This window comes from Mycolicibacterium hodleri (assembly GCF_025822245.1).
Classification (GTDB): Bacteria; Actinomycetota; Actinomycetes; order Mycobacteriales; family Mycobacteriaceae; genus Mycobacterium; species Mycobacterium hodleri.
Map to the genome: position 1 here is coordinate 54851 of NZ_JACKTL010000067.1, position 13673 is coordinate 68523.

General features: G+C 66.5%; 16 protein-coding genes and 3 tRNA genes. 3 read left to right on the forward strand and 16 right to left on the reverse strand.

Annotated features, from left to right (window positions below):
* Window positions 1–9 precede the first annotated feature (9 nt).
* Window positions 10–1005: an endonuclease/exonuclease/phosphatase family protein gene (locus tag H7J06_RS27255; RefSeq protein ID WP_264042538.1), complete on the forward strand. Its 996-nt coding sequence runs from the start codon at window positions 10–12 to the stop codon at window positions 1003–1005.
* Between the two features lie 88 nt (window positions 1006–1093).
* Here H7J06_RS27255 and rplA read toward each other — a convergent pair whose 3' ends face one another.
* From rplA to H7J06_RS27320, 13 genes are all read right to left on the reverse strand, one after another.
* Window positions 1094–1801, reverse strand: a complete 708-nt coding sequence (gene rplA / locus H7J06_RS27260; RefSeq protein ID WP_264042539.1) for a 50S ribosomal protein L1 — start codon at window positions 1799–1801, stop codon at window positions 1094–1096.
* Window positions 1802–1882: 81 nt separating this feature from the next.
* Window positions 1883–2314, reverse strand: a complete 432-nt coding sequence (gene rplK, locus H7J06_RS27265; RefSeq protein WP_056550480.1) for a 50S ribosomal protein L11 — start codon at window positions 2312–2314, stop codon at window positions 1883–1885.
* 28 nt (window positions 2315–2342) lie between these two features.
* Window positions 2343–3200, reverse strand: coding sequence for a transcription termination/antitermination protein NusG (gene nusG, locus H7J06_RS27270; RefSeq protein WP_264042540.1), 858 nt, complete (start codon window positions 3198–3200; stop codon window positions 2343–2345).
* Between the two features lie 46 nt (window positions 3201–3246).
* Entirely contained in the window at window positions 3247–3738 is a 492-nt protein-coding gene (gene secE / locus H7J06_RS27275; RefSeq protein ID WP_372515421.1) for a preprotein translocase subunit SecE, read from the reverse strand.
* Window positions 3739–3802: 64 nt separating this feature from the next.
* Window positions 3803–3875: transfer RNA gene (locus H7J06_RS27280), tRNA-Trp, on the reverse strand.
* 150 nt (window positions 3876–4025) lie between these two features.
* Window positions 4026–4535: a (3R)-hydroxyacyl-ACP dehydratase subunit HadC gene (hadC, locus tag H7J06_RS27285; protein WP_264042542.1), complete on the reverse strand. Its 510-nt coding sequence runs from the start codon at window positions 4533–4535 to the stop codon at window positions 4026–4028.
* Between the two features lie 2 nt (window positions 4536–4537).
* The gene (hadB, locus tag H7J06_RS27290) at window positions 4538–4966 is read right to left on the reverse strand and encodes a (3R)-hydroxyacyl-ACP dehydratase subunit HadB (RefSeq protein ID WP_264042543.1); all 429 of its coding nucleotides are present in this window, start codon (window positions 4964–4966) and stop codon (window positions 4538–4540) included.
* A complete protein-coding gene (hadA, locus tag H7J06_RS27295) occupies window positions 4953–5429 on the reverse strand; it encodes a (3R)-hydroxyacyl-ACP dehydratase subunit HadA (RefSeq protein ID WP_264042544.1) in 477 nt (158 codons plus the stop codon). Before hadA ends, hadB begins: the two co-directional genes overlap by 14 nt.
* A 52-nt stretch (window positions 5430–5481) precedes the next feature.
* The gene (gene rpmG, locus H7J06_RS27300; RefSeq protein ID WP_056550495.1) at window positions 5482–5649 is read right to left on the reverse strand and encodes a 50S ribosomal protein L33; all 168 of its coding nucleotides are present in this window, start codon (window positions 5647–5649) and stop codon (window positions 5482–5484) included.
* Between the two features lie 39 nt (window positions 5650–5688).
* Window positions 5689–5762: transfer RNA gene (locus H7J06_RS27305), tRNA-Met, on the reverse strand.
* Window positions 5763–5776: 14 nt separating this feature from the next.
* Window positions 5777–5849: transfer RNA gene (locus H7J06_RS27310), tRNA-Thr, on the reverse strand.
* Between the two features lie 108 nt (window positions 5850–5957).
* Window positions 5958–7172: a globin domain-containing protein gene (locus tag H7J06_RS27315; protein WP_264042545.1), complete on the reverse strand. Its 1215-nt coding sequence runs from the start codon at window positions 7170–7172 to the stop codon at window positions 5958–5960.
* Window positions 7169–7636 (reverse strand): RrF2 family transcriptional regulator, encoded by a 468-nt coding sequence (locus H7J06_RS27320; RefSeq protein WP_264042546.1) that lies wholly within the window; start codon window positions 7634–7636, stop codon window positions 7169–7171. The genes H7J06_RS27315 and H7J06_RS27320 overlap by 4 nt, the downstream gene beginning before the upstream one ends.
* A 125-nt stretch (window positions 7637–7761) precedes the next feature.
* On the opposite strand from H7J06_RS27320, the gene H7J06_RS27325 reads away from it, so the two are divergent.
* Both H7J06_RS27325 and H7J06_RS27330 read left to right on the forward strand, forming a co-directional pair.
* Window positions 7762–8484: an MBL fold metallo-hydrolase gene (locus tag H7J06_RS27325; protein ID WP_264042547.1), complete on the forward strand. Its 723-nt coding sequence runs from the start codon at window positions 7762–7764 to the stop codon at window positions 8482–8484.
* Window positions 8485–8532: 48 nt separating this feature from the next.
* The gene (locus H7J06_RS27330; protein WP_264042549.1) at window positions 8533–9642 is read left to right on the forward strand and encodes a DUF2510 domain-containing protein; all 1110 of its coding nucleotides are present in this window, start codon (window positions 8533–8535) and stop codon (window positions 9640–9642) included.
* Between the two features lie 347 nt (window positions 9643–9989).
* Here H7J06_RS27330 and H7J06_RS27335 read toward each other — a convergent pair whose 3' ends face one another.
* From H7J06_RS27335 to H7J06_RS27345, 3 genes are all read right to left on the reverse strand, one after another.
* Window positions 9990–11393 (reverse strand): FAD-dependent oxidoreductase, encoded by a 1404-nt coding sequence (locus tag H7J06_RS27335; RefSeq protein ID WP_372515418.1) that lies wholly within the window; start codon window positions 11391–11393, stop codon window positions 9990–9992.
* The gene (locus H7J06_RS27340; protein WP_264042551.1) at window positions 11390–12043 is read right to left on the reverse strand and encodes an undecaprenyl diphosphate synthase family protein; all 654 of its coding nucleotides are present in this window, start codon (window positions 12041–12043) and stop codon (window positions 11390–11392) included. Before H7J06_RS27340 ends, H7J06_RS27335 begins: the two co-directional genes overlap by 4 nt.
* 87 nt (window positions 12044–12130) lie before the next feature.
* Window positions 12131–13573, reverse strand: a complete 1443-nt coding sequence (locus tag H7J06_RS27345) for a sugar transferase (protein ID WP_275079985.1) — start codon at window positions 13571–13573, stop codon at window positions 12131–12133.
* Between the last annotated feature and the right edge of the window lie 100 nt (window positions 13574–13673).

Genomic DNA, 13673 nt, shown 5'->3' on the forward strand with positions numbered 1-13673 from the left:
TCACTGCACGTGCGGCATGACGCCATCCGAGGAGGAAGCCTGACCACCGCACGTCGAGTCGTCGCCATCTGCCTTGGCGTCGCCCTGATCCTCGCGGCCGCAGCCGCCCTGGTGGTGCGCTTCACCCCGATCCCCACCCACGGCGTGCTGTACGTCGTCATCGCCGCGCCGTACCTGATGCTCGCCGCCCCGGTCGCCGTCGTCGTGCTGGTCTGGGTTCGGCGATGGGTCCTCGCCGCCGTCGCCGCCCTACTCACCGCCGTACTGGTCGCGCTTCAGGTGCCCTGGTTCGTCGGCGCCACCCCCGACCCCGCGTCGGTGGCCGTTCGGACGATGACGGTCAACATGCTCTACGGCCTGGCCGAGCCGGACGCCATCGCCCGGGTCGCCGCAGCGGATGCCGACGTCCTGATGGTTCAGGAGCTGACCCCGGCCGCGGCCCGCGGGCTGGCCGCGGCCGGCATCGACGACACCTTCCCGTACCAGTCCCTCGACGCGCGCCCGGTGTCCGCCGGCGTGGGCATCTACAGCCGGCACCCGATCACCGACTCCACCCGCATCCCGGGTTACCAGCTGGCGATGGTGCGCGCCGACGTCCGCATCCCTCGCGTCGCCCACGAGGTGTCGCTGCTGACCGTGCACCTCGACGCGCCATGGCCGCGGCCGATCAGCGGCTGGCAGGGTGACATCGCGAAGTTCCCGGCCACGCTGGCCCAGGTGGCCGGCGGCAACGGCGACGGAGCGGTCATCGTCGGCGGCGACTTCAACTCCACGATCGACATGGTGGCGTTCCGCCGGTTGCTGACCAACGGCTACCAGGACGCGGCGCGGCAGGCTGGGTCCGGTCGCAACTTGACCTTCCCGTCGAACGAGCCGTATCCCCCGGTGCTCGGCATCGACCACGTCCTGACCAGGAAGGCCACCGCCACATCGACGAAGACCGTCGAGTTGCCGGGCACCGATCATCGCGCGCTCCTGGTCACCGTGATGGTGCCGACCGCATAACGCAAAACTCCCCGGCACCCGAAGGTGCCGAGGAGCTCGCTAGAAAATGGCTACGCCGCGGAGCCCATGGTCGGCTCCGGCCTTCGGCCTACGCCTCCGCGAAACCGCGGGTGATGGCCGGGTCGACCTGGATGCCGGGGCCGGTCGTGGTGGAGACGGTGACCTTCTTCAGGTAACGGCCCTTCGACGACGACGGCTTGGCACGCATGATCTCGTCGATCGCGGCGCCGTAGTTCTCGGCGAGCGACTTCTCGTCGAACGACGCCTTGCCGATCACGAAGTGCAGGTTGGCCTGCTTGTCGACGCGGAAGTTGATCTTGCCGCCCTTGATCTCGTTGACGGCCTTCGCCACGTCGGGGGTGACGGTGCCGGTCTTCGGGTTGGGCATCAGGCCACGCGGGCCCAGCACGCGGGCGATCTTGCCAACCTTGGCCATCTGGTCGGGCGTCGCGATCGCGGCGTCGAAGTCCAGGAAGCCGCCCTGGATGCGCTCGATCAGGTCGTCGCTGCCCACCTCGTCGGCGCCGGCGGCCACAGCGGCCTCGGCCTTCTCGCCGACGGCGAACACGATGACGCGGGCGGTCTTGCCCGTGCCGTGCGGCAGGTTGACGGTGCCACGCACCATCTGGTCGGCCTTGCGGGGGTCGACGCCCAGGCGGATCGCGACCTCGACGGTGGCGTCCTGCTTCTTCGACGACGTCTCCTTGGCCAACTTCGCGGCCTCGAGCGGCGTGTAGAGGTTGTCGCGGTCGACCTTCTCGGCCGCTTCGCGGTATGCCTTGCTGTTCTTGCTCATTGGATTCCAATCACTTGCGTTGGGTCGTGGTGCGCGGGCCGAAGCGGGCCCTCCCACGTTCTAGCTGGTTACAACGTCTAACTAGGAGACCGTGATTCCCATCGAACGGGCGGTGCCGGCGATGATCTTCGCCGCGGCGTCGATGTCGTTGGCGTTGAGGTCTTCCTTCTTCTGCTCCGCGATCTCGCGGATCTGATCCCAAGTCACCTTGGCGACCTTGGTCTTGTGCGGCTCGCCGGAGCCCTTCTGCACGCCGGCCGCCTTCAGCAGCAGCTTGGCGGCGGGCGGGGTCTTCAGCACGAACGTGAAGCTGCGGTCCTCGTAGACCGTGATCTCCACGGGGATGACGTTGCCACGCTGGGATTCCGTCGCGGCGTTGTACGCCTTGCAGAACTCCATGATGTTGACGCCGTGCTGACCGAGCGCGGGGCCGATCGGCGGGGCGGGGTTGGCCGCACCTGCCTGGACCTGCAGCTTGATCAGCCCAGTGACCTTCTTCTTCTTCGGGGCCATGACGTGTTCTTTCCTGTTCTCGTTGTTCTTAGATCTTGGAGACCTGGGTGAAGGCCAATTCGACGGGCGTCTCGCGACCGAAGATCGACACCAGCACCTTGAGCTTCTGCTGCTCGGCGTTGACCTCGCTGATCGACGCGGGCAACGTGGCGAACGGGCCGTCCATGACGGTGACCGACTCGCCGACCTCGAAGTCGACCAGGATGGTCGGCCGCTCGAGACCACCGGACTCGGCGGCCGCCGCGGCGCCGCCCGAGGTGGACTTGGCCGGCTTCTTCGCCGCGCCCTGCGGGAGCAGGAACTTGACGACGTCGTCGAGCGTCAGCGCCGACGGCTTGGACGTCGCACCGACGAAGCCCGTGACACCCGGGGTGTTGCGGACCGCGCTCCACGACTCGTCGGTGAGCTCCATGCGCACCAGGATGTAGCCGGGCAGCACCTTGCGGTTGACCTGCTTGCGCTGGCCGTTCTTGATCTCGGTGACCTCTTCGGTCGGCACTTCCACCTGGAAGATGTAGTCGCCGACGTCGAGGTTCTGGACACGCGTCTCGAGGTTGGCCTTCACCTTGTTCTCGTAGCCCGCGTAGGAGTGGATGACGTACCAGTTGCCGGGTTTCTTGCGGAGATCCTTCTTCAGCGCGACGGCGGGGTCTTGCTCTTCTTCTGGGTCTTCGTCACGTCCAGCCTCGGTCTCCTCGGCGGCGGGTGCGTCTTCGACCTCGTCCTGAACGTCCTCGACGTCCGCGATTTCGGCGACGGCCTCGGCCGTCGACGACTCCAACGACTCCGCAGTTCTGCTCGCGATCACCGTGGTGGGATCGGCGTCCTCAATGCGTGCGTCGGACACAGCCGAAGCCGAAGGCGTGTCGCCCTCGAAGGAAGTCACGTGTCAGTCCTCTCTAAATCTTTCGCTCGTGCGCGTGGCGGCTTCGTCAGCCGAATACCAGCGTTACGAGTTTTGCCAGGCCCAGGTCGACGCCGCCAATGAGCGACACCATGAAAGCCAGGAACACCAGCACCACGGTCGTGTAGCTGATCATCTGCTTGCGGTTGGGCCAGATCACCTTGCGGAGTTCGGCCACGACCTGCTTCAGGAAGTTCAGGACGTACGAGATCGGATTACGCGACGGGCCCGACTGCTTGTTGGCGGTCTTGGGCTTCTTGCCGTCGCCGTTCTTGGTGTCGTCCGAGTCCGACTTGGTCGCCGGTGCGGCGCCTGCGGCGGAGCCGGTGGCCTCGCGACGGGTGCGCTTGCCGGTGGGCCGCTGCGGCCGGGTCGCCACTGCGGTCTGACTGCGGGCGCCGGCTACCCCGGGCGTCGAGTCGACGGCATCGTCGGTTGCGTCCACGGCGTCGACCCGAGAGTCGACGTCGGACTCGATGTCGTCGACTGGAGAGTCGGCACCGTTGCGATCGTCGCTCACCGCATGCCTTTCGTCGGTTTCCTTGGTGGTCACCTTCCAGTGTCCACGCTGTCGATCAGTGGAGCAGGGGCGACAGGACTTGAACCTGCAACCTGCGGTTTTGGAGACCGCTGCTCTGCCAGTTGAGCTACGCCCCTTCACAGACGGAACTGCTGGCAGCACCATCCCGTTTCGGAGTTTTACACAATTTACGCGCTCCCCGATCGGCCGATCAGTAACCGACGGACAGCGCGCATGATTGGGAAGAACCCCGAGGACCGAGTGTACAACGGCCCTGTTGCGAGTTACTAATCCGTGGCGGCGGTCCGGACGACCTGACCGCTCTCCGCGTCCCACTGGACCTGGATCGAATTGTCGCCCTCGTGGCCCATCAACGTGGTGAACGCCTCCAGCACCACTTCGTTCTTCTCGTCGACGCAGACGCTGCGGGTGACCACGATGTCCGCGCCAAACCGCTCGACGACGGACTGGATCTCCAGCGACGCGGTCAGCGTCTCGCCGACCACCAGCGGCTTGTGGAACACGAACTTCTGGTCGACCTGGACGATCTGCATCGTGGTCAGCCCGACGTCGACCTTGCGGAAGAAGTCCTGCTGCACCAGCAGCGCCAGGATCGACGGAAACGTCGGGGAGGCGATCAGGTCGTCGTGGCCGAGGGCGGCGGCGGCGGCCTCGTCGAACGTCGCCGGGTCGTCGGCCTTGATCGCGCGGGCGAACTGACGCACCTGTTCGCGGCCAATCTTGAAGCTCTCGGGATAGTGATGCACCATTCCCAGGACGTCGGCTTTGAGCGGCACCTCTACGCCAGCTTCGCGGTCGCGGTCGCGCGACCGAAGATCTTCTTGCCGCCCGTGGTGGCCGACAACGCGATGACGACCGACTTGGCCTCGGGGTCGACGGACTTGACCCGTCCGTTGAAGACGATCTCGGCGCCGACGCCGTCGTTGGGCACGGGCACCACGGCGGTGAAGCGCACGTTGTACTCGGTCACCGCGGCCGGGTCGCCGATCCAGGACGTGACGTAGCCGCCACCCAGGCCCATGGTCAGCATGCCGTGGGCGATCGCGGTGTCCAGACCGACCTGCTTGGCGATCTCGTCGTCCCAGTGGATCGGGTTCAGGTCACCGGATACGCCGGCGTAGTTGACCAGGTCCATCCGCGTCAGGGGAATGACACGCTCCGGCAGCTCGTCACCGACCTTGACCGAGCTGAACTCACGTAGCGCCATTGGAAAAGCCCTCTCCACTCTCGTCTGCACGGCCCGCGAGGGTCGTATAGGTCTCCTGCACGACCTCATCGCGGTCGTTGCTGATGATGGTCTTCAACACGATGATGTCGGTGCCGTGGGCCCGCCGGTACGAATGCGCGTACACGTCGCTGAACAACCGGTCACCCACCTTGGTGGGCCGGAGGAACTTGAACTCCTGGTCGACCTGGACGATCTGCGCGTCGGTGACGCTGACGTTGGCGTTTTCGAAGAACGCTAGCTGGGCGGTGTAACCGAACACCGACGTGAAGGTCAAGGGCGCGAGCAAGGCATCGTGGCCCAACTGGGTCGCGACGGCCTCGTCGTGGTGGGCGGCGTCGTCGTTCTTGATGGCACCCGCGTACTCACGGACCTTCTCGCGGCCGACCTCGTAGAAATCGGGATGGCGGTAGTGCGTTCCGACGATTTCTGGAGACAGCGGCACGAATCAGTTCCCTTGTCGGTCGACTCCGAGCCGAAGGCCCGGACGTCGTCCGTTAGCGCGATTCCTTGTGCGGACGGTGCGTCCCACAGTTCGGGCAGAACTTCTTGATCTCGAGGCGATCGGGATCGTTGCGCCGGTTCTTCTTGGTGATGTAGTTCCGGTGCTTGCACACCTCGCAGGCCAAGGTGATCTTGGGCCGTACGTCTGTACTCGAGGCCACGTCAGTCGTCCTTCTTCATTCACTTGCATTGTCGTCTTGTAGCGGTGGGGGGGCTCGATCCCCCGACCTCACGATTATGAGTCGTGCGCTCTAACCAGCTGAGCTACACCGCCATGGGCACCACCCGGGCCCCCTAACGGAATCGAACCGTTGACCTCTTCCTTACCATGGAAGCGCTCTACCGACTGAGCTAAGGGGGCAACCGCCCGCGGCCGTCGAAAATTCCATGCCGTGGGACTTAGAGAGGGTACAACCCGGGTGCTGGCGTCACCAAACCGCAGCTCCTCGCGGCCAATCCGGCCGGTGCCTCACACCAGCCAGGCGTCGGGTGAGAACAGCTCACAGTGCACGCGACCGGCGGGGACGCCACCGGCTTCGAGCTGCTCGCGAACCGCCCGGACGAACCCGTTGCCCCCGCACAAGTAGACCTCGGCCGTCTCGGGCAGCTCGGATGCGTCCAGCACCAGCCGACCGGCGTGGGCGCCCGGGCCGCCGTCTTCGTACCAAACCTCGAGGCTGGCGTTGGGCAACCGGGTCGACAGCTCGTACTGCCGCTGCCGCAGCGGATGGGTCTGGGCGCTGCGGTCGGCGTGCAGAATCCGCACGTGCGTGTCGGGCGCCTGGACCGCCAGCGCCTCGAGGATGCCGATCATCGGGGTGACGCCGATGCCCGCCGAAACGAGCACCAGGGACGCACCCTGCCGCGGGGCGGGCAGGTCGCCGAACGGCAGGGTGACGTCGAGCAGGTCGCCGACCCGTACGTTGTCCCGGATCCAGTTCGACACCTCACCGGCCGGATTGCCACCCACCGCCTCTACGGGTTTGACCGCGAACGTCATCTCACCGGTTCCGCCCGCGACCAGGCTGTACTGACGTAGCTGGCGCGCGCCGTCGGGCAGCGTCACCCCAACCGAAACATACTGCGCGGGCAAACTATTCGTCATCCCGTCGCCGAGGGCGGAGACCGTCACCAGGACCGCGCCGGACGGGTCGTCGACCCGCGCCTGCACCCGCGCCCGCCGGTAGACGTCACCGGCGGTCACACCGGCCTCGGCGTAGAGGTCCGTCTCCAGATCGATCAGCGTCTGGGCCATGATCCAGTACACCCGGTCCCACGCCTCGGCCACCTCGGCGGTCACCACGTCGGCGCCGAGCACCTGCACGATCGCCGCGAACAGGTGCTCGTGAACGATCGGGTACTGATCGGCGGTCACCCCGAGCGACGCGTGCTTGTGGCCAATCCGGGACAGCAGCTCCGCCGGATGCGGCAGCGTCGGGTCGACGAGATGAGTCGCGAACGTGGCGATCGAGGCCGCGAGAGCCCGCTGCTGCGCCCCCTGCGCCTGGTTGCCGCGGTTGAACAGCGTGCGCAGCAGCTCAGGATGGTGCTCGAAGAGCCGGCCGTAGAAGACCGACGTGATCTCGTCGATGTTCGCGCCGACCAGCGGCAGCGTCGCCGCCACCATCTCGGTGTGCTCCGGCGCCAGCTCGTCCTTGGCGTCGACGGCGGTGGTGATGGTCATCGTGGGATCCCTTCGGTGGTTGTTTCGGTGGTGGCGAGGTGGAGCGAAACGATCGGCAGCCGAGCGTCCCGCACCAGGTCGTCGACCGTGTGACGGTCGAGCTCGCGGTAGAACGCCTCCTTGGCGTCGGACAGCGCACGGCGCAACCGGCACCCCGGCAGCAAGGGACACGGCGTCACGCCTTCGCACTGGATGACCTCTTGGTCGCCTTCGAGCCGACGGATGAGCCAGCCGACCGACACCGTGCGACCGGCCTCGGTGAGGCTCAGTCCGCCGATGCGCCCACGCCGGGCGGCGACCATGTCGAGGTCGACGAGGCGCGCGACCGCCTTGGCGATGTGGTGTTCCGACGCCCCGGCCGCGGAGGCGACGGTGCGAATGGTGACCCGTCGGCCGTCGGAGTCGCCGGAGGCCAGCAGCATCATCGTCCGCAGGCCCAGATCGGTGAACCGCGTCAATTGCATACGACTGACCGTAGTAAACATGCGCCATCGATACGTCTTTTTTTGGTGTGCAGTCAAACACCACCTGACGTGCGGTTTTTACACCTGCGGTTATCGGCCCGCCGACGGGGAAATAGGCTGGTCCGATGACTTCCTCCGGCGCTGAACGCCTCTACTTCAGGCAGCTGTTGTCCGGCACCGACTACGCCGCCAGCGACGCGATCGCCCAGCAGATGCGCAACTTCGCCTACCTGATCGGCGACCGCGAGACCGGCGACTGCGTCGTCGTCGACCCCGCCTATGCGGCCAACGACCTGCTCGACGCGTGCGAGTCCGACGGCATGCACCTGTCCGGCGTGCTCGTCAGCCACCACCACCCCGACCACGTCGGCGGATCGATGATGGGCTTCGAACTCAAGGGCCTGGCCGAGCTGCTCGAGCGGGTCAGCGTCCCGGTGCACGTGAACACCCACGAGGCCGACTGGGTCTCCCGAATCACCGGCATCCCGCTCGGCGACCTGACCGCCCACGACCACGGCGACAAGGTGGCCGTCGGCGCCGTCGAGATCGAGCTGCTGCACACCCCCGGCCACACGCCAGGCAGCCAGTGCTTCCTGCTCGACGGCCGACTGGTCGCCGGCGACACGCTGTTCCTGGAGGGCTGCGGACGCACCGACTTCCCCGGCGGCAACGTCGACGACATGTACCGCAGCCTGCAGGCGCTGTCCCAGCTGCCCGGCGATCCGACCGTCTTTCCCGGGCACTGGTATTCGGCCAAGCCCAGCGCGTCGCTGTCCGAGGTGCGCGACACCAACTACGTCTACCGGGCCACCAGCCTGGACCAGTGGCGCACCGCGATGGGCGGCTGAGTCTCGTTGGAGAAGTGGCGCGACGGCTCACAGCCTGCGCTAAGTTCGGTGCGCAGCGCCACAGAGGCGCCGGATCGGGAGACGCCTGCGATGACGACACCGCCCACACCGGCCAACTGGTATCCGGATCCCGAGAATCCCGGCGGCCTGAGGTACTGGGACGGCTGGACCTGGACCGAGCACCGCGCGCCCGCCCCCGGCCAGGCGACGTCGCCGAGCGACGAGGCCGCCAACGTCTACGCCACCCGCCCGGTCGTGCAGGAGCCCACCCCCGAGGGCGCCCAGGAACAACCCGTCCAGCCCTACGACACCCATCCGCCGGCGGTGGCCAACGAGCCCCCCGTGGACGACGCGACGTCCTGGAATCCGCCGCTGCCGTCCTGGGATTCGTTGTCGACGGAGCCGGAACGGACCGACGACCCGGCGCCCGAGCCGTCCCACGAGGAACCACCCACCGAATCGCAGACCCCGACCGCCGACACGACGACCGCGTTCGAGCCGGCGGCCTTCGCACCCCCTCCGGGCCCGCCGCCCGGGTACTACCCGGCACCTCCCCCGCCGAGCGGCAAGTCCAACACGAAGCTGATCATCGGCCTCCTCGCCGGCGGCGCCGTCCTGCTGGTGGTCATCGCCGTCGTCGTCGCGCTCGTGGTGATGCGCACCGACAAGCCGACCGCGGCGTCACAACCGAGCTCATCTGCGACGTCCTCCAGCGAGACCACCACCTCGCCGACCGACGCCGCACCCACGCCCACCGAATCCCTGACACCTCCCCCGCCCGGCGCGGTAGGCACAGACGGGGACTACAGCTTCTCGATCGCGGGCACCGAGACCGGTGACACCATCACCTCCACCGTCAGCGACGCGGTGGAGACCACGGCCGACGGCATGTACTACGTCGTCTACCTCAACGTCACCAACACCGGGGCCGCGCCGCAGACCTTCGTCGCGACGTTTCAGCAACTGAGCGCTGCGGGTCAGACGTTCCCGCTCGACGACGAGGCAACGGCGTTCCTCGGCGGCACCACCGCCGAGATCGGGCCGGGAGAGCAAAGGGAGACGCCCCTCGTCTACGACGTGCCGATGGGCACGGAGCCGAGCACCATCGTGTTGCACGCCGATCCCTCGACGGCCGGCGTGGAACTTCCCCTGAGTTAGATGGTTGCGCGCCAACGGTTTCACCGCTGCACGTCCGGGCGACTAGTGCTTTAATTGACGCACCTGCCCAATCGTGGGGAGGGGACTCTCTACCAAGTCCGCGGGGCAGCGCGGAGCCGTGACAGAGCCCATTGGCTGGGTGATCGTCCATCTGTATCGGCACAGGTCCCCACACACGCTTCGGCACTGCGGCCGGAAACGAACTCGGCCTCGCCACCAGGGGGGGTAGGTGGCGAGGCCGATTCATTCACGAGCCCGGGGGGAGGCTCGGCATCGAATTTAACCCAGAGTTCTGTGCGGAGCCCTTGACAAAGCTGAGCGAATCCTAAGAAACATGCCATCGGTATTCATTTCTTGAGCAGCCCCGCTTCGTGATAGTCACGGTCGACGTTCACCTGCCACGGGTCGACGTCCTTCCCGAAGTACTTGGCCACACTCTGCATGGCACTCAACATCGCGTGATCCTGGTTGTCGTATCGATGCATGCCGTTGCGCCCCATCGGATGAAGCGAGGGGTATTGACGGCGCAGGTAATCGCGAATGCGGCCGACGCTGCGTTCCCGCACCGGGTCGTAGACCGGATAGGCAGTTTGGGAACGAAGCATCATGACGTGGTCGATGGCGGAGTCACCGAGGCCAAGTGCCCGAATGTCGGCTTCGACGAGGTCACTTAGCGAACTCTCGTCGGCGGCCATGAGGTCACCGTCGGGACGGACGAAGTACTCGAATCCCAAGAACGTGCCGCCCCAGCCCGCCGGGTGCAGGTCTTTCGACCATCGGCCGTAGTTCTGAATGCGACCGCAGGAGAATTCCGCACCAGGGGTGTACACCCAGTTGAAGGGGATGTCGTGGCGATCGCGCAACGCGACGGCGACCGTGATCAGCCCGCGGTGATGCAGAGTCGAGGCAGCCACCCGAACACGTCGAGGCGCCTCGGGCAGCGCCTCGACCAGGGATTGCAGGGGCATGCTGGAGAACACCGCGTCACCCTCGATCACCTCACCGCCGTGCAGCTCGACGTACCACGTCCCGTCGTGCGTCCAGAGCCGCTCCACCCGGGCGTTGAGCGTCGGAGTCACCCCCGCGTCGACCAGCGCGGCAGCGGCTGCGTCCCACAGCTGGCCGGGGCCACGCCGCGGGTATCGAAAGACGTCCTCGCCGGGGTGCTTGCGCTTGCTCCGCATCGACCAGTCGATGGGCTTGATGCGCTGATTTGCCCAGTCACTGGCCAACTCTGCGGGATCGGCCAGCCACGTCTTGCGAACGTAGCCGTCAAAGAAGACGGTGTACCAGTATCGACCGAACTCGTGGGTACCCCACTCCTCGAAGTTCGCCGACTGCCCACTGGGCGCGCCGCTCCGCAGCATTCGCCACACGGTGAAACTGCTCAGCCCACGCAACCCCCGGACGACTCCGAGTCTGGTCACGATGTCACGGCCGACCAGCGGGTACTTGACGTACTTGCCGTCGACCAGCATCGCCGAACTCCGCGGCACCGACAGCCATTGATCCGGCGGCAGCAACGCGTTCCAAAGATCCAGCACCTCTTCGTACTTGGTGAAGAAGCGATGACCGCCGGGATCGAGGCACCATTCGCCGCTACGCGGCGTGCGGGCCAAGCCACCCACGTGGCTGGTTGCCTCGAGAAGCCGAGGCTTCACCCCCTTCTGCACCAACCGCAGGGCTGCGGTGAGCCCGGCGGGGCCAGCACCGATCACGATGGGACTACGACTGGACTCCACACGCGTCACTTCCCACGGAGCTGCGGCAGACGTCGGTAGTTCGCCACCAGGTCGTCGACCTGCTCGACCTCCAGGTCGTTGAGCGGCGTCGACAGAAACTGCAGATGTGCATATTGGCACTGCATCGGCAGGAACCCGCTGAGAAGAGGCTCCGGAGAGGTCCTGATGACGAGGTCCACGTCGCCGATGTCGAACGCGTCGTTGACGTCGCACCCGAGCTCGCCGGCCTTGGCGTGAGCGTTGCGTAGCTCGTCACGGGCGTCGTAGGCGGCCAGGACGTTGATCGTGAAACCCCGCCCGCTCAAGGCACTTTCGGCTCCGCGCGCGGCGGCAAGATAGGGCTCCGGCAATGCGCTGCGGTCGCCGTGAAGGCGCACGCTGCACACCGCGGGATCGAAGCGGGCGGGAAGCAGCGTGCCGAAGAACTGCACGGAGGCCGCGAACACGGGCTCCAATTCGTCGTCGCGCCGCGACAGGTTGGCGCGACTCAGGTTGTAGACCGACACGGTCCGCACGCCGAGTCGCTGCAAGGCGACCAGCACGTCGACGATCTTGTGTGCACCCCTGAGGTATGCGTCGGTGAGGTCGACGTCGTTGACTCGGGACCATCTGCGCAGTCCGTCCGGAATCAAGCCCACGTGACTCGGTGGGTCATACACCGGCCCACCTCATCTCACGACATTCGCCCGGCGGCGGCGGGACCATCCGGAAAAGCCTTGACGCGCAACGCCGTCGACGGCTGATGATCAGTCCTCCACGCTGCGGAACACCGCCAAGACGGTCAGCACCAGGATTCGGAAGTCCAGCCGCAACGACCAGTTCTCGATGTAGTAGTTGTCGAACTCGGCCCGATCGGCGATCGACGTCTGGCCTCGAAGACCGTGCACCTGCGCCCAGCCGGTGATGCCGGCCTTGACGCGGTGCCGGTCACCATAACGGCGGACCTGCATCTCGAACAGTTCGACGAACGCGGGCCGCTCGGGACGCGGTCCGACCAGGCTCATGTCTCCTTTGAGTACGTTGAGCAGCTGGGGCAACTCGTCCAACGACGTCTTGCGCATGATCTTGCCGATCTTGGTGCGGCGGTCGACGCCCTCCACGCCGCCGGGCGCGTCACCGGCCTTCGGCGCAAAGCCCTCCTCCGACGGATCCAGGGGACGCATGCTGCGGAACTTCAAACAGTCGAAGACCTTGGAGTCTCGGCCAATTCGCTGCTGGCGGTAGAAGACCGGGCCGGGCGAGGTGGTCTTCACCAGCAGCGCCAGCGTGAGGAACAGCGGAGAGATGAGCAACAGGCCCACGGCGGCCATCGTCCGGTCGAACCCGTGCTTCAGCGCGAACTGCCAGCCCTTGGGGTCGACGCGGGCGAGCACCAACAGCGGTATGCCGCCGAGGTGTTCCACGCGGGTGCCGACCCCGACGGCGTCGAACAGCCGAGGTACCACGAAGACTCGGATGCCGAGGGTCTGCGCCACCTGAGCCGCACGGGCCAACTGCTCGTCGGACACCGACGACGGCGCCACGATGAGATCCTCGGCGCGGACGCGGCGTGCCACGGCTTCGAGGTCGTACGTCGTACCCAGATAAGGCAAGTCGAAGGTGTCCGCCTCGGGTGGCCGAACGTCGTCGAGCAGACCGACGGGATGCAAGCCGTACTCGGGAACTTGGCGCATCCGTGCGACGAGTTGGTACGCGATCGGACCCGAGCCGAGGATCAGGGCCGGCGAGCCGACTCGGTACTTTCGCCGAAGGTAGCGGTAGACCTGCGATCTGGCGAGCCGCACGACGGGCATCAGAATCGCCGCACACACCCAGATCCGCACCACCAGATCGCTTGGGCGTACGTAGTTTCCGATCACCACACCCGGCTCGAACGCGGGAACGGCCACCATGACCAGCGTCAACGTTGCCAGTGCTGCGACCGCGACCGCGGTCTCCACCGGTTCGAAGTCCTCGAGGAACTTGAAGTCCAGCTTGCGCGTGTACAGCGACCGGGTGCTCAGCACCAGCACCACCAACGGCACGAAGGCCCACGAGTACACCAGTACGTAGCGCGTGTCCTCGGTGGACGGCAGCCACGCATGCGCTGCAGCAACCGACCCAGCGGCGGCCAGCAGGTCGAGGACGACCGTGATGGTCACGTGCCACCGGTCGGAGCGGAATCGTTCCATCCAGTGGGGGGCGTTCATGGGTACACGACGGCTGATCTTGTCGGTGGCGTCCGCCCGGGTCGCCGTGGCGCGCCCGTCGGACACCTGTGTCACCACGTTCACGCGATTGCCACCTCGG